Here is a 25108-nt window from a genome sequence, read left to right on the forward strand (position 1 = left end):
AGCGAGAACAAGACATGATTGACTGGATTACCTCGCAAGGACAGGGCCTGCTGGGTGCCTACTGGACACCGCTGTGGATCCTGATTCGCGCCGTGATCATCGTGGTGCCGCTGCTGCTGTGCGTGGCTTACCTGATCCTGTGGGAGCGCAAGCTGATCGGCTGGATGCACGTCCGTATCGGCCCGAACCGCGTGGGCCCGCTGGGCCTGCTGCAGCCGATCGCCGACGTGCTGAAGCTGCTGCTCAAGGAAGTCATGATGCCCACGCAGGTCAGCCGGGGCATGTACCTGATTGCCCCGCTGATGGTGCTGATGCCCGCCGTGGCGGTCTGGGCCGTGATTCCGTTCCAGGCCGAAGTGGTGCTGGCGGATGTGAACGCCGGCCTGCTGTACGTGATGGCGATCAGCTCGGTGGGCGTGTACGGCGTGATCCTGGCCGGCTGGGCCTCGAACTCCAAGTACGCCTTCATCGGCGCCATGCGTGCCGCGGCCCAGATGGTGTCGTATGAAATCGCCATGGGCTTTGCGCTGGTGACGGTGCTGATGGTTGCCGGCAGCCTGAACCTGTCGGCCATCGTCAACGGCCAGAACACCGGCTACTTTGCCGACATGGGCATCAACATCCTGTCGTGGAACTGGCTGCCGCTGCTGCCGATGTTCGCCGTCTACTTCATCTCGGGCGTGGCCGAAACCAACCGCCACCCGTTCGACGTGGTGGAAGGGGAGTCGGAAATCGTGGCCGGCCACATGATCGAGTATTCGGGCATGGGCTTCGCGCTGTTCTTCCTGGCCGAGTACATCAACATGATCATCATCTCGACGATGACCGCGCTGATGTTCCTGGGCGGCTGGGCGCCCCCGGTCGATAGCGTGCTGACCAACGCGATCCCGGGCTTCTTCTGGCTGGTGATCAAGGTATTCCTGCTGCTGTCCGTCTTCATCTGGATCCGTGCCTCGTTCCCGCGCTACCGCTATGACCAGATCATGCGCCTGGGCTGGAAGGTGTTCATCCCCCTGACGGTGGCGTGGCTGATCATCGTGGCGATCTGGATCAAGTCGCCCTGGAACATCTGGCACTGAACGGCCAAACGACGGTGCGCGCCGTGGCGCGCACCGTGTGGAAATACTAGGAAGCATCATGCTGCTCGCCATCAAGGACTTCTTCAACAGCCTGCTCCTGAAGGAACTCTTCAAGGGCATGGCCCTGACCGGCCGCTATCTCTTCGCGCGCAAGATCACCGTCCAGTTCCCGGAAGAGAAAACGCCGATCTCGCCGCGCTTCCGTGGCCTGCACGCGCTGCGCCGCTACCCGAACGGGGAAGAGCGCTGCATCGCCTGCAAGCTGTGCGAGGCGGTGTGCCCGGCGCTGGCCATCACGATCGAGTCCGACGCGCGCGCCGACGGCACGCGCCGCACGACCCGCTATGACATCGACCTGACCAAGTGCATCTTCTGCGGTTTCTGCGAAGAGGCCTGCCCGGTCGACGCCATCGTGGAAACGCAGATCCTGGAGTACCACGGCGAGAAGCGCGGCGACCTGTACTTCACCAAGGACATGCTGCTGGCAGTGGGCGACCGCTACGAGCCGCAGATCGCCGCAGCCAAGGCTGCCGACGCGAAGTACCGCTAAGCTGAATCACCGGCCGGAAATCTCGGCCAGAAGTAACGCCGGTTGGCGGCTGCCGCAAGCAGCAGACCTGGCAGCCGCCGCCACCGAATTTGAATGCGGTCCCTGCAATGCAAGGGGCCAATGCAAGGATGCCGCAGGAGCGGGCCACCCGAGGGGATGGCTTGTGCCGGACGGCCCAGAGAGGATCCGATAGGGACCATGGAACTCACGACCACCATCTTCTACGTCTTTGCGCTGGTGCTGGTGCTCTCCGCACTGAAAGTCATCACTGCGAAGAACCCGGTGCATTCCGCACTGTTCCTCGTGCTGTCGTTCTTCACGGCCGCGGCGATCTGGATGCTGCTCAAGGCGGAATTCCTCGCCATCCTGCTGGTGCTGGTCTATGTCGGCGCGGTGATGGTGCTGTTCCTGTTCGTGGTGATGATGATCGATATCGACATCGAGCACCTGCGGCGGGATTTCTGGACCTACGTGCCGATGGCCTCGGTGGTGGGCGCGCTGATCATCGCCGAGATGGCGATCGTGCTGGTGCGCAACTTCATCGGCACCACCACGCCGGTGGCCGCCAGCGGTTCGCAGGACCCGGGCTACTCGAACTCCGCCGCGCTCGGCAAGCTGATCTACACCGACTATATCTACGCCTTCGAAGTGGCCGGCATCATCCTTCTGGTGGCGATCATCGCCGCCGTGGCGCTGACCCTGCGCCGCCGCAAGGACGTCAAGGCCCAGGACGTATCGGCGCAGCTGCGCACCCGCCGCGACGACCGCGTGCGCCTGGTGCCGATGCAGTCCGAAGGCCAGACCCAGCAGACGGAAGCCGCGGCTGCCGCCAATAAGAACTAAAGCCCGGAGAAACGCTGTGCTCTCTCTCGCTCACTACCTCGTCCTCGCTGCGATCCTGTTCGCGATCAGCATCGTCGGCATCTTCCTGAACCGCAAGAACGTGATCGTGCTGCTGATGGCGATCGAACTGATGCTGCTTGCGGTGAATATCAACTTCGTCGCCTTCTCGCATTACCTGGGCGACCTGGCTGGTCAGGTTTTCGTTTTCTTCATCCTCACGGTGGCCGCCGCCGAGTCGGCAATCGGTCTCGCCATCCTGGTTGTGCTGTTCCGCAACCTGGATACGATCAACGTGGACGACATGGATACCCTCAAGGGCTGATCCGTGGCGCACTACGTAGATACCCAAGACTCACCGACCGCACACCACTAAGCGTCCTATGGCAACCACGCTCAACCCCAACCTGCTGCTTGCGATTGCGCTGGCGCCGCTAGTCGGCTCCGCGATCGCCGGCCTGTTCGGTACCAAGTTCTTCGACCTGTTTTCCTCGGAGTCGCGCGGCGGCCGGATCGTGGCGCATACGGCCACGATCCTGGGCGTTGCCATTTCCTTCGTGCTGTCGGTGATGGTGCTGCTCGACGTGATGAACGGCGCCGGCTACAACGGCACCGTCTACGAGTGGATGGCCATCGGCAGCCTGAAGATGGAGGTCGGCTTCCTGGTCGACTCGCTGACCGCGATGATGATGGTCGTGGTGACCTTCGTCTCGCTGATGGTGCACATCTACACCGTCGGCTACATGGACGGGGACCCCGGCTACAACCGCTTCTTCGCCTACATCTCGCTGTTCACCTTCTCGATGCTGATGCTGGTGATGAGCAACAACTTCCTGCAGCTGTTCTTCGGCTGGGAAGCGGTGGGCCTGGTGTCGTACCTGCTGATCGGCTTCTGGTACACCCGCCCGACGGCCATCTTCGCCAACCTGAAGGCCTTCCTGGTCAACCGCGTCGGCGATTTCGGCTTTATCCTGGGCATCGGCCTGCTGCTGGCCTACGCCGGCAGCATGAACTACACCGAAGTGTTCGCCGCGCGCGACCAGCTGGCGACCGTGATCTTCCCGGGCACCGACTGGCTGATGATCACCGTGGCCTGCATCTGCCTGTTCATCGGCGCGATGGGCAAGTCGGCGCAGTTCCCGCTGCACGTCTGGCTGCCTGACTCGATGGAAGGCCCGACCCCGATCTCGGCACTGATCCACGCGGCAACCATGGTGACCGCCGGCATCTTCATGGTCGCGCGCATGTCGCCGCTGTTCGAGCTGTCGGATACCGCACTGTCCTTCGTGCTGGTGATCGGTGCCATCACGGCGCTGTTCATGGGCTTCCTGGGCATCATCCAGAACGACATCAAGCGCGTGGTCGCGTATTCGACCCTGTCGCAGCTGGGCTACATGACTGTGGCGCTGGGCGCTTCGGCCTACTCGGTGGCCGTGTTCCACCTGATGACGCACGCGTTCTTCAAGGCACTGCTGTTCCTGGGCGCCGGTTCGGTCATCATCGGCATGCACCACGACCAGGACATCCGCAATATGGGCGGCCTGCGCAAGTACATGCCGATCACCTGGATCACCTCGCTGGTGGGTTCGCTGGCGCTGATCGGCACGCCGTTCTTCGCGGGCTTCTACTCCAAGGACTCGATCATCGAGGCCGTGGCCGAGTCGCATATCGCCGGTTCGGGCTTTGCCTACTTCGCCGTGCTGGCCGGCGTGTTCGTCACCGCGTTCTACTCGTTCCGCATGTACTTCCTGGTCTTCCACGGCAAGGAGCGCTGGGGCCAGAACCATGCCCACCAGCACCATGAGGGCGACCACGAGGACGAGGAAGTCACGCTCGACCACCACCATGGCCTGGCCGCCGGCGAGAAGCCGCACGAGTCGCCGTGGGTGGTGACCCTGCCGCTGGTGCTGCTGGCGATCCCGTCGGTGATCATCGGCGCGATCGCGATCGAGCCGATGCTGTTCGGCAACTTCTTCAAGCACGGCATCGCCTTCAAGGACGTGATCTTCGTCGGCGAGAACCACCACGCCATGGCCGAGCTGGAGGAAGCCTTCCACGGCTGGGTGCCGATGGCGCTGCACTCGCTGACCACGCCCGTGCTGTGGCTGGCCATCGCCGGGGTCGTGCTGTCGTGGTTCTTCTACATGAAGCGCCCGGACATCCCCGAGGCCATCAAGAACCGCTTCTCGGGCCTGTACAAGCTGCTCGACAACAAGTACTACATGGACGCCATCAACCAGGCCGTGTTCGCCCGCGGCGCACGCTTGCTCGGTACCGGCCTGTGGAAGGGCGGCGACCAGAGCCTGATCGACGGCCTGTTCGTCAACGGCGCGGCGCGCGTGGTGGCTTCGTTTGCTTCGGCAAGCCGCTACCTGCAGTCGGGCTATATCTACCACTACGCATTCGCGATGATCGTCGGCATGCTGGTGCTGCTGACGCTGACGGTCACGGGCGTGATCGGCACCAAGTGATAGGCACCAAGTAAGGAATACATAGAAATGGTTCTGTCTTTCTCAATCTGGCTGCCTATCTTTTTCGGCCTGCTGATCCTCGCCTTCGGCTCGGACCGGAGTCCGGGCTTCGTGCGGTGGATGTCGCTGTTCGGCTCGATCGCGAGCTTCGTCGTCACGCTGCCGCTGGTCTTCCGCTTCGACCGCACCACCGCGGCCATGCAGTTCGTCGAGAAGGCGAACTGGATCGAGCGCTTCAATATCAACTACCTGCTTGGGGTTGACGGCATCTCGATGTGGTTCGTGGTGCTGACCGCCTTCATCACGGTGATCGTGGTGATCTCGGCCTGGGAAGTGATCACCGAGCGTGTGGCGGAATACATGGCCTCGTTCCTGATCCTGTCGGGCCTGATGGTCGGCGTGTTCTGCACGCTGGACGGCATGCTGTTCTACGTGTTCTTCGAGGCCACGCTGATCCCGATGTACATCATCATCGGCGTCTGGGGCGGCCCGAACCGTGTCTATGCCGCGTTCAAGTTCTTCCTGTACACGCTGGCTGGCTCGCTGCTGACGCTGATCGCACTGCTGTACCTGTACAACAAGACCGGCACCTTCGACATCCTGCAATGGCACCAGGCCAAGCTGTCGATGAACGAGCAGATCGCACTGTTCATTGCCTTCTTCGTCGCCTTCGCCGTCAAGGTGCCGATGTGGCCGGTGCACACCTGGCTACCCGACGCCCACGTGGAAGCGCCGACTGGCGGTTCGGTGGTGCTGGCCGCCATCATGCTGAAGCTGGGCGCCTACGGTTTCCTGCGGTTCTCGCTGCCGATCGCGCCTGACGCCAGCCACTACCTGGCCCCGTTCATCATCACCATCTCGCTGATCGCGGTGATCTACATCGGCCTGGTCGCCCTGGTGCAGGCCGACATGAAGAAGCTGGTGGCGTACTCGTCGATCGCCCACATGGGCTTCGTCACGCTGGGCTTCTTCATCTTCAGCGACATCGGCGTGGAGGGCGGCATCGTGCAGATGATCTCGCACGGCTTTATCTCCGGCGCGATGTTCCTTTGCATCGGCGTGCTGTACGACCGCGTTCACTCGCGCCAGATCGCCGACTACGGCGGCGTGGTCAACACCATGCCCAAGTTCGCCGCGCTGGCAGTGTTCTTCGCCATGGCCAACTGCGGCCTGCCGGCCACCTCGGGCTTCGTCGGCGAATTCATGGTGATCCTGGGCGCGGTCAAGTTCGACTTCTGGATCGGCCTGCTGGCTGCCACCGCCCTGATCTTCGGCGCCGCCTACTCGCTGTGGATGGTCAAGCGCGTGATCTTCGGCGACGTCGTCCACCAGCACGTGCGCGAGCTGGCCGACCTGAACAAGCGTGAGTTCGTCATGCTCGGCCTTCTGGCCATCATGACGCTGTACATGGGCCTGCACCCGAAGCCCTTTACCGACGTGATGCACGCGTCCGTGGTGAACCTGCTGTCCCACGCGGCACAGTCCAAGCTGTAATCGGGGAGAGAAATCAACATGCAACCGTCCTCGACACTCGGCCCTGTGGCGCCGATCATTTTCCTGGCGATCGCCATCGCTGCGATCAACTGGGTCGACCTTGCGCGCGGCAAGGGCAAGCAAAGCGTTGCCTATCCGCTGTCGCTGCTGACCACTCTGGTGCTGACGGTGTGGTTTGGCCTGAACGCCGCCGCCGGCGAGACGCACTACGCGTTCGCCAACCTGGTCGTGATCGACCCGATGGCCAACGTGCTATCGGCGTTCTGCGCGGCGGGCCTGTTCGTCACGCTGGTGTACACGCGCCGCTACCTGGCTGAGCGCGACATGTTCGCCGGCGAGTTCTACATGCTGGCCCTGTTCACGCTGGGCGGCCAGATCGTGATGATCACCGGCAACAACTTCCTGACCCTGTACCTGGGCCTGGAACTGCTGTCGCTGTCGTCGTACGCACTGGTGGCACTGCGCCGCGAATCGCGCGTGACCTCGGAATCGGCGATGAAGTACTTCGTGCTGGGCGCGCTGGCTTCGGGCTTCCTGCTGTACGGCATCTCGATGATGTATGGCGCCACCGGTTCGCTGAACCTGGGCGAGGTGTTCCGCGTGGTCGAGTCGGGCCGCGTCAACACCACCATGCTGGCCTTTGGCGTGGTCTTTATCGTTGCCGGCCTGTCGTTCAAGCTGGGTGCTGCGCCGTTCCACATGTGGATCCCGGACATCTACCAGGGTTCGCCGACCGCGGTGACGCTGCTGATCGCCGGCGGCCCCAAGGTTGCTGCTTTCGCGCTGTTCATCCGCGTGCTGGTGGAAGGCCTGCTCCCGCTGGCGAGCGACTGGCAAATGATGCTGGTGGTGCTGTCGATCATCTCGCTGGCCATCGGCAACCTGACCGCCATCGTGCAGAGCAACCTGAAGCGGATGCTGGCGTACTCGACCATCTCGCACATGGGCTTCGTGCTGCTGGGCCTGCTGTCGGGCGTGGTGGCCAACAAGGCTGACGGCGCCGCCGATGCGTACAGCTCGGCGATGTTCTACTCGGTGACCTACCTGCTGACCACGCTGGGCACCTTCGGCATCATCCTGCTGCGCACCAGCAAGGGCTTCGAGGCCGAGACCCTGGAAGACCTGAAGGGCATGTCGCGCCGCAACCCGTGGTTTGCCTTCCTGATGCTGGTGATGATGTTCTCGCTGGCCGGCATCCCGCCGACCGTGGGCTTCTATGCCAAGCTGGCGGTGCTGGATGCGGTGGTCAAGTCAGGCATGACCTGGCTGGCCGTGGTGGCCGTGATGTTCTCGCTGATCGGCGCGTTCTACTACCTGCGCATCGTCAAGCTGATGTACTTCGATGCACCGGTGGGCGAAGAGCAGCTGGAAGCGACCTTTGGCCTGCGCTCGATGCTGAGTGTGAATGGTGCCGCGGTCATCCTGCTGGGCATTTTCCCGGCCGCGCTGATGAACCTGTGCTACCAGGCCATCCGCTCGACGCTGGGTTCCTGATCCGCCACACCCCATGAGCGCATCCGCAAGCGGCTGGTTTGTCATCCTGCTGGCACTGATCAGTGCGAACCTGCCGTTTGTGAACCAGCGCCTGTTCGCGCTGATCCCCCTGCGGCAGGCGCGCAAGCCGCTGTGGCTGCGCCTGCTGGAACTGATCGTCTGGTTCGCGGTGGCCGGCGCCGCCGGCTTTGCTGTGGAGGCCAGCCTTGGCAATGCCTTCCCGCAGGGCTGGCAGTTCTACGCCATCACCGCCTGCATGATGCTGGTGTTTGCCTTCCCGGGCTTCACCTGGCAATACCTCGTCAAACACCGCACGGCCTGAAGCCGGTCTTGTCGGCGCCGGGCCCTGCCTGATCCGGAGCGTCCATGACCGACAAGATCCAACGCGGCACCTCGTCTACCGATGAACCTACCGGGAACGACGACGCACTGAAGGAAGTGTGCGTCGCCTCGGCCACGGTCCATCGCGGCAAGTTCCTTACCCTCAAGCAAGACATCGTCAGGCTGCCGGACGGCAAGCAGACCGGGCGCGAGTACGTAGTCCATCCGGGCGCGGTGATGATGATCCCGCTGTTCAATGACGGCACCGTGCTGATGGAGCGCCAGTTCCGCTATCCGATCGGCGAAGTGATGCTGGAATTCCCTGCCGGCAAACTCGATCCGGAAGAGGGCGCGCAGCGCTGCGGCGAACGCGAGCTGCTGGAGGAGACGGGCTACAGCGCGGCGCGCTGGGATTACCTGACGCGCATCCACCCGGTTATCTCTTATTCCACCGAGTTCATCGACGTCTTCCTGGCGCGCGACCTGACGCACGGCGAGGCGCAGCTCGACGACGGCGAGTTCCTGGAAACCTTCATCACACCGGTGGGGCAGGTGATCGACTGGGTCCGCAGCGGCCGCATCACCGACGTAAAAACCATCATTGGCGCGTTCTGGCTGGAAAAAGTGATCTCGGGTGCCTGGCAACCGGGCGAACAGCCGCTGCCGCATTACGCCGTATAGTGAGTAGTGAGCCGCGTGGATTCTGCGCCATGCGGTTGTTCACGAACGGTCGTTCTAAAAAATTTAGCACGACCGTTCACAAAATTTCGATTCGCGGATAATATAGCTTTTGACGGGCTGGAAAGATCATGAAGGTGCTCGACCTGCGCTGCGCGCATGACCATGGTTTCGAGGGCTGGTTTGCCTCGGAGGAAGATGCGCAGTCGCAAATCTCGCGTGACCTCGTCCAATGCCCGGTCTGTGGCGACCACGCCGTGACGCGGCTGCCCAGCGCGCCGCGCCTGAACCTGTCGGGCGCGACCGCACGCGAAGGCGGCGCCAGGCCGGCGCAGCCGGCTGCCGCACCGGCGACACTGCAAGCGCTCTATATGAAGGCAGTGAAGCAGGTGCTGGCACAGACCGAGGACGTTGGCGAGCGCTTTGCCGAAGAGGCAAGGCGCATGCACTATGACGAGGCGCCGGAACGCGGCATTCGCGGTTCGGCCTCGGCGGAGGAGGTGCAGGCGCTGGCCGAAGAGGGCATCGAGACTTTCCCGCTCGTGGTGCCGGATGCGCTGAAGCAGACGGCTCACTGAATTGCGTCTTGTGCCCGTTGCTGTCGGCGCTTGACGTGCAGGCAGAACAACCGCCGGCGGCCCCACGCCAAGCCGGCACCACTGGAGACGGGCATGGATCTCAACTACTCGGCGTCCGACAACGCCTTCCGCGAGGAAGTGCGTAGCTGGCTCGAAGCCAACTTGCCGGCGGACATCCGCAGCAAGATTCTCAACCACCGGCGTCCGAACCGCGACGACCTGGTGCGCTGGCACAAGACCCTGGCCGGCAAGGGCTGGTCGGCACCGCACTGGCCCGTCCAGTATGGCGGCACCGGCTGGAACGCCACCCAGCGCCATATCTGGGATGAAGAGAATGCCCGCGTCGGCGCGCCCGGCGTGCTGCCGTTCGGCGTGGCGATGGTCGCGCCGGTAATCATGAAGTACGGCAGCGAGGCGCAAAAGTCGTATTACCTGCCACGCATCCTGGACTGCACCGACTGGTGGTGCCAGGGCTATTCGGAGCCGGGCTCGGGTTCGGACCTGGCCTCGCTGAAGACCCGCGCCGAGCTGACTTCGGACGGCAAGCACTACATCGTTAACGGCCAGAAGACTTGGACCACGCTCGGCCAGCACGCCGACATGATCTTCTGCCTGGTGCGCACCGATCCCGAAGCCAAGAAGCAAGAGGGCATCTCGTTCCTGCTGATCGACATGAAGACCCCGGGCATCACCGTGCGCCCGATCATCATGCTCGACGAAGAGCATGAGGTGAACGAAGTCTTCTTCGACAACGTCAAGGTGCCGGTCGAGAACCGCGTCGGCGACGAGAACCGCGGCTGGACCTACGCCAAGTACCTGCTGGGCCATGAGCGCACCGGCATTGCCCGCGTGGGCAACTCCAAGCGCGAGCTGGGCTTCCTCAAGCGCGTGGCGCGCCAGCAGCAGAAGAACGGCAAGCCGCTGCTGGAAGACCCGGTGTTCGGCGCCAAGGTGGCCGCGCTGGAAATCGAACTGATGGCGCTGGAAATCACCGTGCTGCGCGTGGTCTCGAGCGAAGCGGCAGGCAAGGGCCCCGGCCCCGAGGCCTCGATGCTCAAGATCAAGGGCACCGAGATCCAGCAGTTGCTGACCGAGCTGATGGTCGAGGCCGTCGGCCCGTACGCCCAGCCGTTCGACACCGCCTACCTGGAGTGCGAGACCGAGCACGCCGTGACCGGCTACGACGACGCCGCGCCGCTGGCCGCGTACTACTTCAACTATCGCAAGACCTCCATCTATGGCGGGTCCAACGAAATTCAGAAGAACATCATCAGCCAGATGATTCTGGGGCTGTGAGGAGACACGCAACATGAACTTCAATCTCAGCGACGAACAGAAGCAGCTGGCCGACGCCGTCCGCCGTTTCATCGACAAGGACTACGGCTTCGAGTCCCGCAAGAAGAACTACGAAAGCGCCGCCGGCTACGGCGGCGCCGCCTGGGGCTCGCTGGTCGAGCTCGGCCTGACCGCGCTGCCGGTGCCGGAAGCGCAGGGCGGTTTCGCGGGCAAGGCCCTGGACATGATGGTGGTGCAGCAGGAACTGGGCCGCGGCCTGATCGTGGAGCCGTACCTGGCCACGGTGGTCGGCGCCTACGCCCTGGGCCTGGCCGGTGGCCAGGATGCACTGCTGGAGCAGGTCGCCGGCGGCGAACTGAAGCTGGCCGTGGCCTTCAACGAGCCGCAGGCGCGCTACGAGCTGAACAACGTGCGCGTCACCGCCCGCGACGGCAAGCTCAGCGGCCGCAAGGTCGTGGTGGTGCATGGCGGCCAGGCCGACAAGCTGATCGTGTCGGCCCGCAGCAGCGGTGCCGAAGCCGACCGGGATGGCATCTCGCTGTTCCTGGTGGATGCGAAGGGCGCCGGCGTCAGCATCAAGGACTACCGCACCATCGACAACCTGCGCGCGGCCGACATCACCTTCCAGGATGCCCCCGCGCAACTGCTGGGCGAAGCCGGCAAGGCCTTCCCGGTGATCGAGCAAGTGGCCGACTACGCCGCCGTGCTGCTGTGCGCCGAGGCCGTGGGCGTGATGGATACGCTCAATGCCGCCACTTTGGAATATGCCAAGACGCGCCAGCAGTTCGGCCAGCCGATCGCGCGCTTCCAGGCGCTGCAGCACCGCATGGTCGAGATGTTCATCCACGCCGAGCAGTCGCGTTCGATAACGCTGCTGGCCGCTGCCCGCTTCGAAGAAGTAACGCCGGAAGAGCGGCGCCGCTATGTCTCCGCCGCCAAGGCGCGCGTGGGGCAGGCAGCGCGCACGGTCGGCCAGGAGGCGGTGCAGATCCACGGCGGCATGGGCGTGACCAACGAACTGCCGGCCGCGCACATGTTCAAGCGGCTGACGCTGATCAACACGACCTTCGGTGACGTGGATCACCACCTGGGCAGGTTTGCTGCCCAGCCCGGGTTCCAGGAAGCTGCCTGATCCTGCCCGTCCAGTCAAAACCGCGCTGTAGTCCAGGCGCGGTTTTTTTCTTTGGAGACCGTTAGGGGCGGGTTCGGCAAATACGGACGCCAGCCCCCGGCGGCCATGCGATCATTGCCTGGACAAAGTGCCCTGGCGCCAATCACTACAGAGAGACAACCGATGCTGTATTTCGAGGACTTTGAAGTCGGCAGCCGCCGCGAACTGGGTTCGTACCTCGTCACCGAGGAAGAGATCCTGGCTTTTGCGCGCCAGTACGATCCGCAGCCGTTCCATATCGACAAGGAGGCCGCTGCCAGGAGCATCTATGGCGGTGTGATATCGAGCGGCTGGATGACGTGCTCGATCATGATGCGGCTGCTGGTGCTGAGCAGCACCGGCAAGTCAGCCAGCATGGGCTCGCCTGGTGTGGATGAGATTCGCTGGCTCAAGCCCGTCTATGCCGGCGACACGCTCAGCGTCGTGCTGAATGTGCTCGATACCCGGCCGTCGCAGTCCAAGCCGGACCGCGGCGTGGTCCACACCCAGTGGGAAGCCACCAACCAGCGCGGTGAACTGGTCTGCACCGTCAAGGGCATGGGCATGTACGGCCGCCGGCCCGCCTGAGAACACTCAACCCACCATCGAGGAGACAACCGACATGCGCACCATCGCATCGCTTGAAGAACTGGAAGGCCTGCAGGGCCAGGAAGTCGCGGTCAGCGACTGGATCGAGGTGACCCAGCAGCAGGTCAACCAGTTTGCCGATGCCACCGGCGACCACCAGTGGATCCACATCGACGTGGAGCGCGCAAAGAAGGAGTCGCCCTATGGCGGCCCGATCGCCCACGGCTTCCTGACGCTGTCGCTGCTGCCCAAGTTCATGCACAACGCGCTGCACATGCCATCGAAGATCGGCGTCAACTACGGCCTGAACCGCGTGCGCTTCACGGCGCCTGTGCCGGTAGGCAGCAAACTGCGGGCACGAATCAAGCTGCTCAAGGTCGATCGGCTCGATCCGCTGCCGAAGTCTCCTGAACTGGTGGGCGCTCAGTCCACCTGGGAAGTGACGATCGAGCGCGAGGGCAGCGACCGTCCGGTGTGCGTGGCGGAGTCGATTTCGCGCCGATATGGATGAACTGCGGCTTGATCCGCGCCAAGGGTTCTGACGCAGTGCGACAATATGCCACATAGTGTTGTCGCACCCCGAAAAGCCGCGCATGCGCGGCTTTCTGCATATTCAAAGCCGAATTTGTGCGCTTGACGCCGGTCAATGCACGGAAAGCCATTCTCGAGGTCGATTGTCCGATAAAACGGACACTGTGTTTTGTGCCGTTGGGTTTACCCCTAATGTTGCGTTGCGGTACAGTCGCGCCCACGATGTTTTACGTGTTGCGCTCCCCGGCCGAAAACCGCGCTTGCCATGAAGGCAAGTCCGTCGGGAAGTGCAAAAACTTCGTATTCCAACGCTACCCGGCCGCTGTACTGAGCCGGGACCGTTCGCGGTTTCGGCCAGGTGCCGCAGCGCCGGCAAGGTCCTACAGGGCCTGCAGCGCACGCAGTCAGTTGTCCTTCCGTGTTCATGGCGTTGCAAGGCCGCATGGTCCCTCGGCGATCGATCCGCCGCCCGACCGCAACGCCAGCTAAGGACACGTCCTTCCGGTTTTCCCTCAGCCCCACGCCTCTTGCGCGAGCATCAGGCGGTTTAGCCGCGCTTTTGCCCGAAGCGCGGTGTAACCAAACCAGTCGTGACATGAAGAAACCCATACTGCCGCGTTGGACGCGGTTCCTGCCTTGCCTTGGCCTGCTCCTGCTCGCCGGCTGCAACATGACGCTGCTCGACCCGAAAGGGCAGGTCGGCGTCGACATCAAGAACATCATCCTGATCGCTACGTGGCTCATGCTGCTGGTGGTGCTGCCGGTGATCGTGCTCACGCTGGTGTTCGCCTGGAAGTACCGCGCGTCCAATACCTCGGCGCGCTATGAGCCGGACTGGTCGCACTCCACCGCGATCGAAGTGGTGGTATGGCTGATCCCCTGCCTGATCATCATTGCGCTGGGCATCATCACCTGGAAGTCCTCGCACGATCTGGACCCGTACAAGCCGCTTGAATCCAGCAAGAAGCCGGTCACCGTCGAGGTGGTGGCGCTGAACTGGAAGTGGCTGTTCATCTATCCGGAACTGAAGATCGCCACGGTCAACCAGATCGCCTTCCCGGTCGACACCCCGGTGAACTTCAAGATCACCTCGGATTCGATCATGAATTCGTTCTTCATCCCGCAACTGGGCAGCCAGGTGTACGCCATGGCAGGGATGGAGACCAAGCTCCACCTGATCGCCAACGAAGCCGGTTCTTACGACGGCGTGTCCGCCAACTACAGCGGCGGTGGTTTTTCGGGCATGAAGTTCAAGGCGATGGCCATGTCGAACTACGAGTTCGACCAGTGGGTCGCCAAGGTTCGCGCCTCGTCCACCGAACTGGGCGTTGAAGGCTACAAGACGCTGGCACAACCCAGCGAGAAGGAGCCGGTCACGTACTACGGCAAGGTGGAAGACCAGCTCTTCCGCAACATCCTGCACAAGTACATGGACCACAGCGGCACGGCTGTCGCCGCCGACGGGTTCAAGGGCGGCCCGATCTGCACGTCGCGCAACACCCTCGGTGAAGAGCAGCTGTCGATGACCACGCCGGCCAAGCTGGCGCTGGGCGCGCAATCCTAGGAGCAATGATGTTTGGCAAGTTGAGTTTGTCGGCGATTCCGTTTCATGAGCCGATCATCATGGTCGTTCTGGCCGGCGTCGCCGTGGGCGGGGCCGCGCTGCTAGGCGCGATCACCTATTTCAAGAAGTGGGGCTACCTCTGGAACGAGTGGTTCACCTCGGTCGACCACAAGAAGATCGGCGTGATGTACTGCCTGGTCGCCCTGATCATGCTGCTGCGCGGCTTTTCCGACGCGATCATGATGCGCGCCCAGCTGGCGCTCGCCACCAATGGCGCGACCGGCGTGCTGCCGCCTGAGCACTACGACCAGATCTTCACCGCCCACGGCGTAATCATGATCTTCTTCGTGGCCATGCCGCTCATGACCGGCCTGATGAACCTGGTCGTGCCGCTGCAGATCGGCGCGCGCGACGTGGCCTTCCCGTTCCTGAACACGCTCTCGTTCTGGCTGTTCGTCGCGGGCGCCATGCTGGTCAATATCTCGCTGGGCGTCGGTGAATTCGCCAAGACCGGCTGGCTGGCCTACCCGCCGCTGTCGGGCCTGGACTTCAGCCCGGGCGTGGGCGTGGACTACTACCTGTGGAGCTTGCAGATCTCAGGCCTGGGCACGCTGCTGACCGGCGTGAACTTCCTGGTGACGATCCTGCGCATGCGCGCCCCGGGCATGACCCTGATGCGCATGCCGGTGTTCACCTGGACCGCGCTGTGCACCAACGTGCTGATCGTGGCCGCCTTCCCGGTGCTGACCGTGACCCTGGCGCTGCTGGGCCTGGACCGCTACCTCGGCATGCACTTCTTCACGAACGATGGTGGCGGCAATGCCATGATGTACGTGAACCTGATCTGGATCTGGGGCCACCCCGAGGTGTACATCCTGATCCTGCCGGCGTTCGGCATCTTCTCTGAAGTGATCGCCACGTTCTCGGGCAAGAAGCTGTTCGGCTACAAGGGCATGGTGTACGCGACCGCCGCCATCATGGTGCTGTCGTTCATCGTGTGGCTGCACCACTTCTTCACGATGGGTTCGGGCGCCAACGTCAACGCGTTCTTCGGCATCACCACCATGATCATCTCCATCCCGACCGGGGTGAAGATCTTCAACTGGCTGTTCACCATGTACCGCGGCCGGGTCCAGATGACCACGCCGGTGCTGTGGACGCTGGGCTTCATGATCACCTTCGTGATCGGCGGCATGACCGGCGTGCTGATGGCCGTGCCGGCTGCTGACTTCGTGCTGCACAACAGCCTGTTCCTGATCGCTCACTTCCACAACGTGATCATCGGCGGCGTGCTGTTCGGCTACCTGGCCGGCATCACCTACTGGTGGCCGAAGGCGTTCGGCTTCAAGCTGAACGAGCGCCTGGGCAAGTACGCCTTCTGGTGCTGGCTGGTGGGCTTCTACTTCGCCTTCATGCCGCTGTACGTGCTGGGCCTGATGGGCATGACCCGCCGCCTGAACCACACCGACAACCCGGCCTGGACGCCGTGGCTGTACCTGGCCGTGGTCGGCGTGGTGTTCGTGGCGCTGGGCATCTTCTTCCAGGTGCTGCAGATCGTGGTGTCGATCCGCGACCGCAAGAAGCTGGCCGACGTGACCGGCGACCCGTGGGGCGGCCGCACCCTGGAGTGGGCCACCTCGTCGCCGCCGCCGTTCTACAACTTCGCGCACACCCCTGTGGTGCGTGACCTGGACGCGTTCGCCGACATGAAGGCCCGCGGCGAGACCCTGCCGACCGAAGGCTACGAGAAGATCCACATGCCCAAGAACACGGGCGCGGGCTTCATCATCGGCGCCTTCAGCCTGGTGTTCGGCTTTGCCCTGACCTGGCATATCTGGTGGATGGCCGCGGTTGGCCTGGTGGGCATGATCTGGGCGTTCATCCACCGCAGCAACGACGACCACATCGACTACTACGTGCCGGCCACCGAGGTCGAGCAGATCGAAACGCGCCAACTGCAGCGCATTGCTTCGCAAGCCTGAGAACCATGTCGACTCAAGTCCTAGACCGCATCCCCGCGCAGGCAGGCGCCTCGGCTCACGCCGACGCGCACGGCCATGACCATGCGCACCACGATACCAGTGCCAATACGGTGTATGGCTTCTGGATCTACCTGATGAGCGACTGCATCATCTTCGCCGGACTGTTCGCGGCTTTCGCCGTGCTGCGCGGCGAGCTGGCAGGCGGCCCGTCGGCGAAGGAGCTGTTCGAGCTCAACTACGTGCTGGTGGAGACCTTCATCCTGCTGTTCTCCTCGATCACGTACGGCATGGCGATGATCTCGCTGCAGAACCGCAGCCTGAGCCGCGTGCAGGTGTGGCTCGGCGTCACGTTCCTGCTGGGCCTGGCCTTCATGGCGATGGAAATCAACGAGTTCCATCACCTGATCGCCGAAGGTGCCGGCCCGGGCCGCAGCGCGTTCCTGTCGTCATTCTTCACCCTGGTCGGCACCCACGGCCTGCACGTTGCCAGCGGCATGCTGTGGATGATCGTGCTGATGTGGCAACTGTCGAAGAAGGGCATCACCCCGACCCTGACCAAGCGCCTGACCTGCCTGTCGCTGTTCTGGCACTTCCTGGACGTGGTCTGGATCGGCGTGTTTACCGTGGTCTACCTGATGGGACATCTGTGATGGCACAACACAACGCACCGGCGGCGCACGGCGCCCACGACTCGCACGATTCGCACGCGGGCCACGACACCCACGCCAGCTTCAAGTCGTACGCGATCGGCTTCATCCTGGCCGTGATCCTGACCGTGATCCCGTTCAAGCTTGTGATGGACGGCAGCATGGACAAGGGCACCATCCTCTGGATCATCCTCGGCATGGCCGTGGTCCAGATGCTGGTCCACCTGAAGTACTTCCTGCACCTGGACACGTCGTCTGAGCAGCGCAGCAACGTGATCGCGCTGCTGTTCACCGCGCTGATCCTGGTGATCGTGGTGGCGGGTTCGCTGTGGATCATGCACAACCTGAACGCCAACATGATGGTGATGTAAGGACCCAGCGTCCTGGCATCGAAAGCGGGGCCCCGGAAGGGGCCCTTTTTTTTGCCCATGCCAGCCTTGGGGCATGGTGCCCGGCCCTGGTGCGGGGCGCGCAGCGCCTGGCGCCTTTCGCATGCCGCCCGCACGGAATTGCACCGATGCACGGGAGTGGTGCGCGCGCCGCCCGCACTGCCCTGGTGCGGATACGCGATCGCCGGCAGCGGTAGCGCCTGCGCGCCGCGCCAGCAGGCCGTCTGCCGCCGGCGCAGTGGGTATCAGGCCGTTTGCCTCCATGGCACGCTAGTTGCAGAAGCATCACCCGGGGAGCGTAGTCCCTGACCAACACCATAAACGGGAGCTGCAAAATGCAACGACGTGACATGCTGAAGCTGTCGGCGATAGCCGCCGCGGCGATGATCGGTACCAGCCCGCTGGCGCTGGCGCAGTCCAAGGAGCCGATCAAGGTCGGCATCCTGCATTCGCTGTCCGGCACCATGGCCATTTCGGAGACGTCGCTGAAGGACGTGGCCCTGATGACCATTGATGAGATCAACAAGAGCGGCGGCGTGCTGGGACGCAAGCTGGAGCCGGTGGTGGTGGACCCGGCCTCGAACTGGCCGCTGTTCGCGGAAAAGGCGCGCCAGCTGATCACCAAGGACAAGGTCGCAGTGACCTTCGGCTGCTGGACCTCGGTGTCGCGCAAGTCGGTGCTCCCGGTCTATGAGGAACTGAACTCGCTGCTGTTCTACCCGGTGCAGTATGAAGGCGAAGAGATGTCGAAGAACGTCTTCTACACCGGTGCAGCGCCCAACCAGCAGGCGATCCCGGCGGTGGAATACCTGATGAGTAAGGAAGGCGGCGGCGCCAAGCGCTTCTACCTGCTGGGCACGGACTACGTCTACCCGCGCACCACCAACAAGATCCTGCGCGCCTTCCTGAAGAGCAAGGGCGTGGCCGACAAGGACATCGAAGAGGTCTACACCCCGTTCGGCCACAGCGACTACCAGACCATCGTCGCCAATATCAAGAAGTTCTCGCAGGGCGGCAAGACCGCGGTGATCTCCACTATCAACGGCGACTCCAACGTGCCGTTCTACAAGGAGCTGGGCAACGCCGGGCTGAAGGCCAAGGACGTGCCGGTGGTGGCGTTCTCGGTGGGTGAAGAGGAACTGCGCGGCATCGATACCAAGCCGCTGGTGGGCCACCTGGCCGCATGGAACTACTTCATGTCGGTCAAGAACCCCGAGAACGATGCCTTCCGCAAGCAGTGGGCGGCATGGGTCAAGGCCAACAATCTGCCCGGCGGCGACAAACGCGTGACCAACGATCCGATGGAAGCCACCTACGTCGGCATTCACATGTGGGCGCAGGCCGTGAAGAAGGCCGGCACCACCGACACCGACAAGGTGCGCGCCGCCATGTACGGCCAGACCTTCAAGGCACCGGACGGCTTCACCCTGACCATGGGCGAGAACCACCACCTGTACAAGCCGGTGATGATCGGCGAAGTGAAGGGTGATGGCCAGTTCTCGGTGGTGTGGAAGACGCCGAAGGCGGTGCGTGCGCAGCCGTGGAGCCCGTTCATCGCGGGTAATGAAGGCAAGCCGGACAAGGTGATGTAAGCGGACGCCAGTCCGGCCCCTGACGATGGCTTCCTTCTCCCGCAAGGCGGGGGAGGGGAGCGCATCGCCCCCTTTCGCACACCCAGAACAACAAGGCGCTGAAGCGCCGCCACTGCGCCAGCCACTATGCCCAAACTACTTCCGACAATGGCCATGCCATGGCTGCGCGCCTTGCTGGCGGCGCTGCTGCTGGCGGCTGCGCCGTGGGCCGCGGCGCTGACGCAGGCCGACCTGAAGCCGCTGGCCGAAGACGATTTCGATGCCAAGACCGCCGCGCTGGCCGCACTAGCCAAGGCACCCCCGGCGGAAGCCGGCCCGATCCTGAAAGCCTTGCAGGACGACGCGCTGCAATATGCACCATCGGTCGGCATGGTGCGCCAGGACGGCGACAAGACCGTCGATGCCATTACCGGCAAGCCGGTCGCGGTGAAAGCCGACGAACTGGAGTCCCTGACCCTGAACAACAGCCTGCGTGCGCTGGTCGACAGCGCCGCCAGCAGCCTGCTGCTGCAGTCACCCGACATCGCGGTGCGTGCGCAGGCGGTCGCCACGCTGCGCGCCCAGCCGGAAAGCGCCTCGCGCGCCGCGGTCGAAGCCGCGCGCAAGAACGAGGCCGATGCCGGCCTGCGCACCAGCCTGGACGTGATCTGGGCCAACCTGGTGCTGGCCGAGCCGGCCGATCCGGCAGCGCATGACGCGCGGCTTGAAGCCATCCGCATCCTCGGCAGCGACAGCAACCCGCAGAGCCGCCAGAAGCTGGCGCCGCTGGTGGAGCGCGACAGTGCCGGCAACTACCGCGAGCCCGATGCCGACGTGCGCCTGGCCGCGCAGCAGGCGCTGGACACGCTGCGCAGCGACCAGCGCCGCGCCGAGCTGATCGGCAACCTGTTCGCCGGGCTGAGCCTGGGCAGTGTGCTGCTGCTGGCCGCGCTGGGGCTGGCCATTACCTATGGCCTGATCGGCGTCATCAACATGGCGCACGGTGAATTCCTGATGATCGGCGCCTATGCCACCTACGTGGTGCAGTCGCTGTTCCGCGCCTACGCGCCGGGTGCGTTCGACTGGTACCTGCCGGCGGCGCTGCCGGCCTCGTTCCTGGCGGCAGCCGTGGTGGGCTTCGTGCTGGAGCGGCTGGTGCTGCGCCACCTGTACGGCCGCCCGCTGGAAACGCTGCTGGCCACCTTCGGCGTGAGCCTGCTGCTGATGCAGGCAGTGCGCACGCTGTTCGGCGCGCAGAACGTGGAAGTGGCCAACCCGGCGTGGATGAGCGGCGGCATCGAGTGGATGCCGGGCCTGGTGATTCCCTACAACCGCATCGTCATCATCCTGTTCGCGCTGGCGGTGGTGGCGGTGGCGTGGGCGGTGCTGAACCGCACGCGGCTCGGGCTGTTCGTGCGCGCCACCACGCAGAACCGCACCATGGCGGCCTGCGTCGGCGTGCGCACCTGGAAGGTCGACAGCTACGCCTTTGCCTTTGGCGCCGGCATTGCCGGGCTGGGCGGCTGCGCGCTGTCGCAGATCGGCAATGTCGGTCCCGACCTGGGTCAGGCCTACATCATCGATTCCTTCATGGTGGTGGTGCTGGGCGGGGTGGGGCAGCTGGCGGGCACCATCGTCGGCGCTTTCGGGCTGGGCATCATCAACAAGTTCATCGAGCCCTTCTATGGCGCGGTGCTGGCCAAGATCTTTGTCCTGGTGCTGATCGTGCTGTTTATCCAGAAGCGGCCGCAGGGACTTTTCGCGCTCAAGGGGCGCAGCGCGGAGGCATGATGCAGCGATTCCAATCGAATTCTTCCGCTACCCCGTTCCGGCTTGCCGTGCCTGAGCGCCAGGCGCTGTTCTCGCGGCGCGGCTGGATGGCGCTGGCGGCGCTGGCGGTGATCGTCGGCATCGGCGTGCCGGTGTGCGCGCTGGTGTTGCCGGAGGGCCATCCGCTGCACCTGTCGGCCTATGCGCTGACGCTGGTCGGCAAGATCATGTGCTTTGCGCTGGCCGCGATCGCGCTGGACCTGGTGTGGGGCTACTGCGGCATCCTGAGCCTGGGCCACGGGCTGTTCTTCGCGCTGGGCGGCTACGCCATGGGCATGTACCTGATGCGGGCGATCGGGCGCGAGGGCGTGTACAAGAGCGAGCTGCCGGACTTCATGGTGTTTCTCGACTGGAAGGAGCTGCCCTGGTTCTGGCACGGCACTGAGCACCTGGGCTACGCGCTGCTGCTGGTGGTGCTGGTGCCGGGCGTGCTGGCGTGGCTGTTCGGCTTCTTTGCCTTCCGCTCGCGCATCAAGGGCGTGTACCTGTCGATCATCACGCAGGCGATGACGTATGCGGCGATGCTGCTGTTCTTCCGCAACGAGACCGGTTTCGGCGGCAACAACGGCTTCACGGACTTCAAGCGCATTGCCGGCTTTGCGATTGCGGCGCCGCAGACGCGCACGGCGCTGTTCGTGCTGACCTTCCTGGCGCTGCTGGCGGGCTTCATCGCCTGCCGCTACATCGTCACGTCCAAGCTCGGGCGCGTGGTCACCGCAGTGCGCGATGCCGAGATGCGGGTGATGTTCTCCGGCTACAACCCGCTGGGCTACAAGCTGTTCGTGTGGACTTTCTCGGCAGTGCTGTGCGGCATCGCGGGTGCGCTGTATGTGCCGCAGGTGGGCATCATCAACCCTGGCGAGATGTCGCCCGGCAACTCGATCGAGATGGCGGTGTGGGTTGCCGTGGGCGGGCGCGGCACGCTGATCGGGCCGGTGATCGGCGCATTCCTGGTCAATGGCGCCAAGACCCTGTTCACCGCCCACTTCGCCGAATACTGGCTGTTCCTGCTGGGTGCGATGTTCGTGCTGGTGACCTTGTACCTGCCCGATGGCGTGACCGGGCTGTGGAACCGGCTGCGCGAGCGGCGTGCGGCCGCACCGCCAGCCGCTGCAGACCCTGTTTCCGCGCCTGCCGTGGCAGGCCGCACCGGAGGTGAAGCATGAATGCCGCACTCCAGCACGGCCAGGCCGAAAGCGGCGATGCCACCGGCCTGGGCCGCATCGTCGAGCCTGGCACCATCGATGTCTCGCACGGGCCGATCCTGTACCTGGAAGACCTGACGGTGCAGTTCGACGGCTTCCGCGCGCTGAACAAGCTGACCTTGTCGATCGACCATGGCGAGCTGCGCTGCGTGATCGGCCCCAACGGTGCCGGCAAGACCACGATGATGGATGTCATCACCGGCAAGACCGGGCCGCGCAATGCCAATGTCAGCGGGCGCGTGTTCCTGGGCCAGACCATCGACCTGATGCGGATGACCGAGCCGCGCATCGCGCAGGTGGGCATCGGCCGCAAGTTCCAGAAGCCGACGGTATTCGAGCAGCACGCGGTGTGGGAGAACCTGGAACTGGCGATGAAGGCCGACAAGCGCTGGTGGTCGTCGCTGCGCGCGCGGCTGACGGCAGAGGGGCATCGCCGCATCGAGGAAACGCTGGCGCTGACCGGACTGGAGGCCGAGGCCTACCGGCCCGCCGGGCTGCTGTCGCACGGGCAGAAGCAGCGCCTGGAGATCGGCATGCTGCTGATGCAGCAGCCGCAGCTGCTGTTGCTGGACGAGCCGGTGGCCGGCATGACCGATGAAGAGACCATGCAGCTGGCGGCGCTGCTCAACGGCCTGCGCGGCAGCTGCTCGATGATGGTGGTCGAGCACGACATGGAGTTCGTCGCCGCGCTCGCAGGCGATGCCGGCCAGGTCACGGTGCTGGCCGAGGGCAGCGTGCTGGCCGAAGGCACGCTCGACAGCGTCAAGCGCGACGAGCGCGTGATCGAATCCTACCTGGGAAGATAAGCATGCTGCAGGTCAATGCACTGAACCAGTTCTACGGCGGCAGCCATATCCTGCGCAATGTCAGCTTCGACGTGCCCGCCGGCAAGCTGACCACGCTGCTGGGCCGCAATGGCGTGGGCAAGAGCACGCTGCTCAAGTGCCTGATGGGCGTGGTGCCCACGCGCAGCGGCAGCATCCAATGGGAAGGGCAGGCGCTGGAGAAGAAGGCGCCGTATGAACGCGTGTCTGCCGGGCTGGCCTATGTGCCGCAGGGCCGGGAGATCTTCCCGCGGCTGACGGTGGAAGAAAACCTGCTGATCGGCGCCGCCAGCCGGGCGCGGCCGTCCGGCGTGCCGGACCGGATCTACCAGTTGTTCCCGGTGCTGCGCACCATGCGGCTGCGCCGCGGCGGCGACCTGTCCGGCGGCCAGCAGCAGCAACTGGCGATCGGGCGCGCGCTGATGAGCGAGCCGGGCCTGCTGATCCTGGACGAGCCCACCGAGGGCATCCAGCCTTCCATCATCCAGGACATCGGCCGGGCGCTGCGCCTGCTGGTTGACGAGTTCGGCATGACAGTGCTGCTGGTCGAGCAGTACTACGAGTTCGCGCGGCATATTGCCGACCACTACGTGGTGATGAGCCGCGGCGAAGTGGTGGCGCGGGGTGCCGGCGCCAGCATGGAGCAGGACGGCGTGCGGGAGCTGATCGCCGTGTAGGGCGGCTGCGCGGCAGCGCCGGGATTTGTGGGCCATACGCTGCTTCCGCCAAGGCGGACAGCGCGCTATGATTGCTTGCAACTCCCGCCCTTGCGCGCGTCCCCACCGCCGGCTGTCCTTGCCATGCGCCATCCCGATTTTCCTTCCGCCCTCGCCGTGCCGGCCGCATGGCAGGCCACCCTGCGGCTGCGCTTTGCGCAGCGCGGCGAACGCACCGCGCTGACCGAGCGGCGCCACCAGGGGCCGCTGCTGGTGCAGAAGCCGCTGTACCCGGAAGGAGGCATCTGCCATGCGGTGATCCTGCATCCGCCAGCGGGCGTGGCAGGCGGCGACAGCCTGGATATCGACGTGACAGTGGAGGCTGGCGCGCACGCCGTGCTGGCCACGCCGGGCGCCACCAAGTGGTACAAGTCGCTTGGCCGCGAGGCGGCGCAGCATGTGCGCCTGTCGGTGGGCGCAGGCGCGCGGCTGGACTGGCTGCCGCAGGAGAACATCGTCTTCGACGACGCCCGTGCGCGGATTTCGACCGTGCTCGACGTCGCGCCCGGCGGCAGCGCGATCGGCTGGGATGCGGTGGTGCTGGGCCGGCAGGCATCTGGCGAGCAGTGGGCCAGCGGCGCGCTGTGGCTGGATACCCGCATCGGCGCCGGTGAACGCGCGCTGTGGATCGAACAATCGCATCTTGAGGCCGCGTCGCCACTGCGCACCGCGGTGGCCGGGCTCGACGGACTCAATGTGCTGGGCACGCTGTGGGCGGTAGGCGAGGGCGCGACGCAGGAACTGGCCGAAGCGCTGGCCGAACAGCTGCCCTATCGGCCGGAGCTGCGCGCCGGCGTGACCTGCCTGGCCGCCAACGGCCAGTCGATGCTGCTGCTGCGCGTGCTGGGCCGGCAGATGGAAGCCGTGCGCCACGTCATGGTCGACAGCTGGCAGGCGCTGCGCATGCCGATCCACGGTGTCGCGGCGCGGCCGCTGCGGCTGTGGGCCACGTAGGCGGCCAACAGAGACAACCGAACCCAAGAACCAGGAACAAGAGATGGAACTGACGCCGCGAGAGAAAGACAAGCTGCTGATCTTCACCGCCGCGCTGCTGGCCGAGCGGCGCAAGGCACGCGGGCTGAAGCTGAACTACCCGGAAGCGGTGGCGCTGATCACCGCCGCCATCATGGAAGGCGCGCGCGATGGCCGCACCGTGGCCGAGTTGATGCATGAGGGCACCACCGTGCTGAGCCGCGAGGACGTGATGGATGGCGTGGCCGAGATGATCCCCGAGATCCAGGTGGAGGCCACTTTTCCGGACGGCACCAAGCTGGTGACCGTCCACCATCCCATTGTCTGAACATGACCGT

25 protein-coding genes are annotated in these 25108 nt (G+C 64.4%); all 25 read left to right on the forward strand.

The features are described from left to right. The first annotated feature begins 14 nt into the window (after positions 1-14). The 25 genes from nuoH (at position 15) to AC3WL8_RS13645 (ending at position 25098) form a co-directional block, all read left to right on the forward strand. The gene (gene nuoH / locus AC3WL8_RS13525; protein ID WP_013956018.1) at positions 15-1079 is read left to right on the forward strand and encodes an NADH-quinone oxidoreductase subunit NuoH; all 1065 of its coding nucleotides are present in this window, start codon (positions 15-17) and stop codon (positions 1077-1079) included. A 58-nt stretch (positions 1080-1137) separates the two neighbouring features. Then, positions 1138-1629 carry an NADH-quinone oxidoreductase subunit NuoI gene (nuoI, locus tag AC3WL8_RS13530; protein ID WP_010809124.1) on the forward strand — a complete coding sequence of 164 codons (492 nt, stop codon included), beginning with the start codon at positions 1138-1140 and terminating at the stop codon, positions 1627-1629. 198 nt (positions 1630-1827) lie between these two features. Further along, entirely contained in the window at positions 1828-2472 is a 645-nt protein-coding gene (locus tag AC3WL8_RS13535; RefSeq protein ID WP_041227814.1) for an NADH-quinone oxidoreductase subunit J, read from the forward strand. Between the two features lie 16 nt (positions 2473-2488). Further along, positions 2489-2794, forward strand: a complete 306-nt coding sequence (gene nuoK / locus AC3WL8_RS13540; protein WP_013956021.1) for an NADH-quinone oxidoreductase subunit NuoK — start codon at positions 2489-2491, stop codon at positions 2792-2794. A gap of 58 nt (positions 2795-2852) precedes the next feature. Then, a complete protein-coding gene (nuoL, locus tag AC3WL8_RS13545; RefSeq protein WP_013956022.1) occupies positions 2853-4940 on the forward strand; it encodes an NADH-quinone oxidoreductase subunit L in 2088 nt (695 codons plus the stop codon). 27 nt (positions 4941-4967) lie between these two features. Next, on the forward strand, positions 4968-6434 hold the full coding sequence (locus AC3WL8_RS13550; protein ID WP_013956023.1) for an NADH-quinone oxidoreductase subunit M: 1467 nt from the start codon (positions 4968-4970) through the stop codon (positions 6432-6434). A gap of 18 nt (positions 6435-6452) precedes the next feature. Next, entirely contained in the window at positions 6453-7928 is a 1476-nt protein-coding gene (nuoN, locus tag AC3WL8_RS13555) for an NADH-quinone oxidoreductase subunit NuoN (RefSeq protein ID WP_013956024.1), read from the forward strand. 13 nt (positions 7929-7941) lie between these two features. Further along, positions 7942-8250 (forward strand): DUF2818 family protein, encoded by a 309-nt coding sequence (locus AC3WL8_RS13560; protein WP_013956025.1) that lies wholly within the window; start codon positions 7942-7944, stop codon positions 8248-8250. Between the two features lie 44 nt (positions 8251-8294). Further along, positions 8295-8930: an NUDIX domain-containing protein gene (locus tag AC3WL8_RS13565; protein ID WP_153955098.1), complete on the forward strand. Its 636-nt coding sequence runs from the start codon at positions 8295-8297 to the stop codon at positions 8928-8930. A gap of 128 nt (positions 8931-9058) precedes the next feature. Further along, entirely contained in the window at positions 9059-9505 is a 447-nt protein-coding gene (locus AC3WL8_RS13570) for a DUF1178 family protein (protein ID WP_013956027.1), read from the forward strand. Positions 9506-9598: 93 nt separating this feature from the next. Further along, positions 9599-10801, forward strand: a complete 1203-nt coding sequence (locus tag AC3WL8_RS13575) for an acyl-CoA dehydrogenase family protein (RefSeq protein ID WP_013956028.1) — start codon at positions 9599-9601, stop codon at positions 10799-10801. Positions 10802-10814: 13 nt separating this feature from the next. Further along, the gene (locus AC3WL8_RS13580) at positions 10815-11933 is read left to right on the forward strand and encodes an acyl-CoA dehydrogenase family protein (RefSeq protein WP_013956029.1); all 1119 of its coding nucleotides are present in this window, start codon (positions 10815-10817) and stop codon (positions 11931-11933) included. 162 nt (positions 11934-12095) lie between these two features. Next, a complete protein-coding gene (locus AC3WL8_RS13585; RefSeq protein WP_013956030.1) occupies positions 12096-12539 on the forward strand; it encodes a MaoC family dehydratase in 444 nt (147 codons plus the stop codon). Positions 12540-12573: 34 nt separating this feature from the next. Then, positions 12574-13050, forward strand: a complete 477-nt coding sequence (locus tag AC3WL8_RS13590; protein ID WP_013956031.1) for a MaoC family dehydratase — start codon at positions 12574-12576, stop codon at positions 13048-13050. A 615-nt stretch (positions 13051-13665) separates the two neighbouring features. After that, on the forward strand, positions 13666-14634 hold the full coding sequence (cyoA, locus tag AC3WL8_RS13595) for a ubiquinol oxidase subunit II (protein WP_013956032.1): 969 nt from the start codon (positions 13666-13668) through the stop codon (positions 14632-14634). An 8-nt stretch (positions 14635-14642) separates the two neighbouring features. Then, entirely contained in the window at positions 14643-16616 is a 1974-nt protein-coding gene (gene cyoB / locus AC3WL8_RS13600) for a cytochrome o ubiquinol oxidase subunit I (protein ID WP_013956033.1), read from the forward strand. 5 nt (positions 16617-16621) lie between these two features. Next, positions 16622-17266, forward strand: a complete 645-nt coding sequence (gene cyoC / locus AC3WL8_RS13605; protein ID WP_013956034.1) for a cytochrome o ubiquinol oxidase subunit III — start codon at positions 16622-16624, stop codon at positions 17264-17266. Next, positions 17266-17634 carry a cytochrome o ubiquinol oxidase subunit IV gene (gene cyoD / locus AC3WL8_RS13610; RefSeq protein WP_013956035.1) on the forward strand — a complete coding sequence of 123 codons (369 nt, stop codon included), beginning with the start codon at positions 17266-17268 and terminating at the stop codon, positions 17632-17634. Before cyoC ends, cyoD begins: the two co-directional genes overlap by 1 nt. Positions 17635-17987: 353 nt before the next feature. Further along, the gene (urtA, locus tag AC3WL8_RS13615) at positions 17988-19244 is read left to right on the forward strand and encodes an urea ABC transporter substrate-binding protein (protein WP_013956036.1); all 1257 of its coding nucleotides are present in this window, start codon (positions 17988-17990) and stop codon (positions 19242-19244) included. A gap of 147 nt (positions 19245-19391) precedes the next feature. Next, positions 19392-21014 carry an urea ABC transporter permease subunit UrtB gene (gene urtB, locus AC3WL8_RS13620; RefSeq protein ID WP_228772524.1) on the forward strand — a complete coding sequence of 541 codons (1623 nt, stop codon included), beginning with the start codon at positions 19392-19394 and terminating at the stop codon, positions 21012-21014. Next, positions 21014-22219 (forward strand): urea ABC transporter permease subunit UrtC, encoded by a 1206-nt coding sequence (urtC, locus tag AC3WL8_RS13625; RefSeq protein ID WP_211982128.1) that lies wholly within the window; start codon positions 21014-21016, stop codon positions 22217-22219. The genes urtB and urtC overlap by 1 nt, the downstream gene beginning before the upstream one ends. After that, on the forward strand, positions 22216-23064 hold the full coding sequence (urtD, locus tag AC3WL8_RS13630; RefSeq protein WP_010809104.1) for an urea ABC transporter ATP-binding protein UrtD: 849 nt from the start codon (positions 22216-22218) through the stop codon (positions 23062-23064). The genes urtC and urtD overlap by 4 nt, the downstream gene beginning before the upstream one ends. 2 nt (positions 23065-23066) lie before the next feature. Next, entirely contained in the window at positions 23067-23759 is a 693-nt protein-coding gene (urtE, locus tag AC3WL8_RS13635) for an urea ABC transporter ATP-binding subunit UrtE (RefSeq protein WP_013956039.1), read from the forward strand. 123 nt (positions 23760-23882) lie between these two features. Next, positions 23883-24752, forward strand: coding sequence for an urease accessory protein UreD (locus AC3WL8_RS13640; protein WP_013956040.1), 870 nt, complete (start codon positions 23883-23885; stop codon positions 24750-24752). A gap of 43 nt (positions 24753-24795) precedes the next feature. After that, positions 24796-25098, forward strand: coding sequence for an urease subunit gamma (locus AC3WL8_RS13645; RefSeq protein WP_013956041.1), 303 nt, complete (start codon positions 24796-24798; stop codon positions 25096-25098). Positions 25099-25108 lie beyond the last annotated feature (10 nt).

Source organism: Cupriavidus sp. FW305-F7 (assembly GCF_058782875.1).

Coding starts and splice junctions, on each gene's coding strand:
- nuoH (WP_013956018.1), top strand. CDS start 15: ATGATTGACTGGATTACCTCGCAAGGACAGGGCCTGCTGGGTGCCTAC.
- nuoI (WP_010809124.1), top strand. CDS start 1,138: ATGCTGCTCGCCATCAAGGACTTCTTCAACAGCCTGCTCCTGAAGGAA.
- AC3WL8_RS13535 (WP_041227814.1), top strand. CDS start 1,828: ATGGAACTCACGACCACCATCTTCTACGTCTTTGCGCTGGTGCTGGTG.
- nuoL (WP_013956022.1), top strand. CDS start 2,853: ATGGCAACCACGCTCAACCCCAACCTGCTGCTTGCGATTGCGCTGGCG.
- AC3WL8_RS13550 (WP_013956023.1), top strand. CDS start 4,968: ATGGTTCTGTCTTTCTCAATCTGGCTGCCTATCTTTTTCGGCCTGCTG.
- nuoN (WP_013956024.1), top strand. CDS start 6,453: ATGCAACCGTCCTCGACACTCGGCCCTGTGGCGCCGATCATTTTCCTG.
- AC3WL8_RS13560 (WP_013956025.1), top strand. CDS start 7,942: ATGAGCGCATCCGCAAGCGGCTGGTTTGTCATCCTGCTGGCACTGATC.
- AC3WL8_RS13565 (WP_153955098.1), top strand. CDS start 8,295: ATGACCGACAAGATCCAACGCGGCACCTCGTCTACCGATGAACCTACC.
- AC3WL8_RS13570 (WP_013956027.1), top strand. CDS start 9,059: ATGAAGGTGCTCGACCTGCGCTGCGCGCATGACCATGGTTTCGAGGGC.
- AC3WL8_RS13575 (WP_013956028.1), top strand. CDS start 9,599: ATGGATCTCAACTACTCGGCGTCCGACAACGCCTTCCGCGAGGAAGTG.
- AC3WL8_RS13580 (WP_013956029.1), top strand. CDS start 10,815: ATGAACTTCAATCTCAGCGACGAACAGAAGCAGCTGGCCGACGCCGTC.
- AC3WL8_RS13585 (WP_013956030.1), top strand. CDS start 12,096: ATGCTGTATTTCGAGGACTTTGAAGTCGGCAGCCGCCGCGAACTGGGT.
- AC3WL8_RS13590 (WP_013956031.1), top strand. CDS start 12,574: ATGCGCACCATCGCATCGCTTGAAGAACTGGAAGGCCTGCAGGGCCAG.
- cyoA (WP_013956032.1), top strand. CDS start 13,666: ATGAAGAAACCCATACTGCCGCGTTGGACGCGGTTCCTGCCTTGCCTT.
- cyoB (WP_013956033.1), top strand. CDS start 14,643: ATGTTTGGCAAGTTGAGTTTGTCGGCGATTCCGTTTCATGAGCCGATC.
- cyoC (WP_013956034.1), top strand. CDS start 16,622: ATGTCGACTCAAGTCCTAGACCGCATCCCCGCGCAGGCAGGCGCCTCG.
- cyoD (WP_013956035.1), top strand. CDS start 17,266: ATGGCACAACACAACGCACCGGCGGCGCACGGCGCCCACGACTCGCAC.
- urtA (WP_013956036.1), top strand. CDS start 17,988: ATGCAACGACGTGACATGCTGAAGCTGTCGGCGATAGCCGCCGCGGCG.
- urtB (WP_228772524.1), top strand. CDS start 19,392: ATGGCCATGCCATGGCTGCGCGCCTTGCTGGCGGCGCTGCTGCTGGCG.
- urtC (WP_211982128.1), top strand. CDS start 21,014: ATGCAGCGATTCCAATCGAATTCTTCCGCTACCCCGTTCCGGCTTGCC.
- urtD (WP_010809104.1), top strand. CDS start 22,216: ATGAATGCCGCACTCCAGCACGGCCAGGCCGAAAGCGGCGATGCCACC.
- urtE (WP_013956039.1), top strand. CDS start 23,067: ATGCTGCAGGTCAATGCACTGAACCAGTTCTACGGCGGCAGCCATATC.
- AC3WL8_RS13640 (WP_013956040.1), top strand. CDS start 23,883: ATGCGCCATCCCGATTTTCCTTCCGCCCTCGCCGTGCCGGCCGCATGG.
- AC3WL8_RS13645 (WP_013956041.1), top strand. CDS start 24,796: ATGGAACTGACGCCGCGAGAGAAAGACAAGCTGCTGATCTTCACCGCC.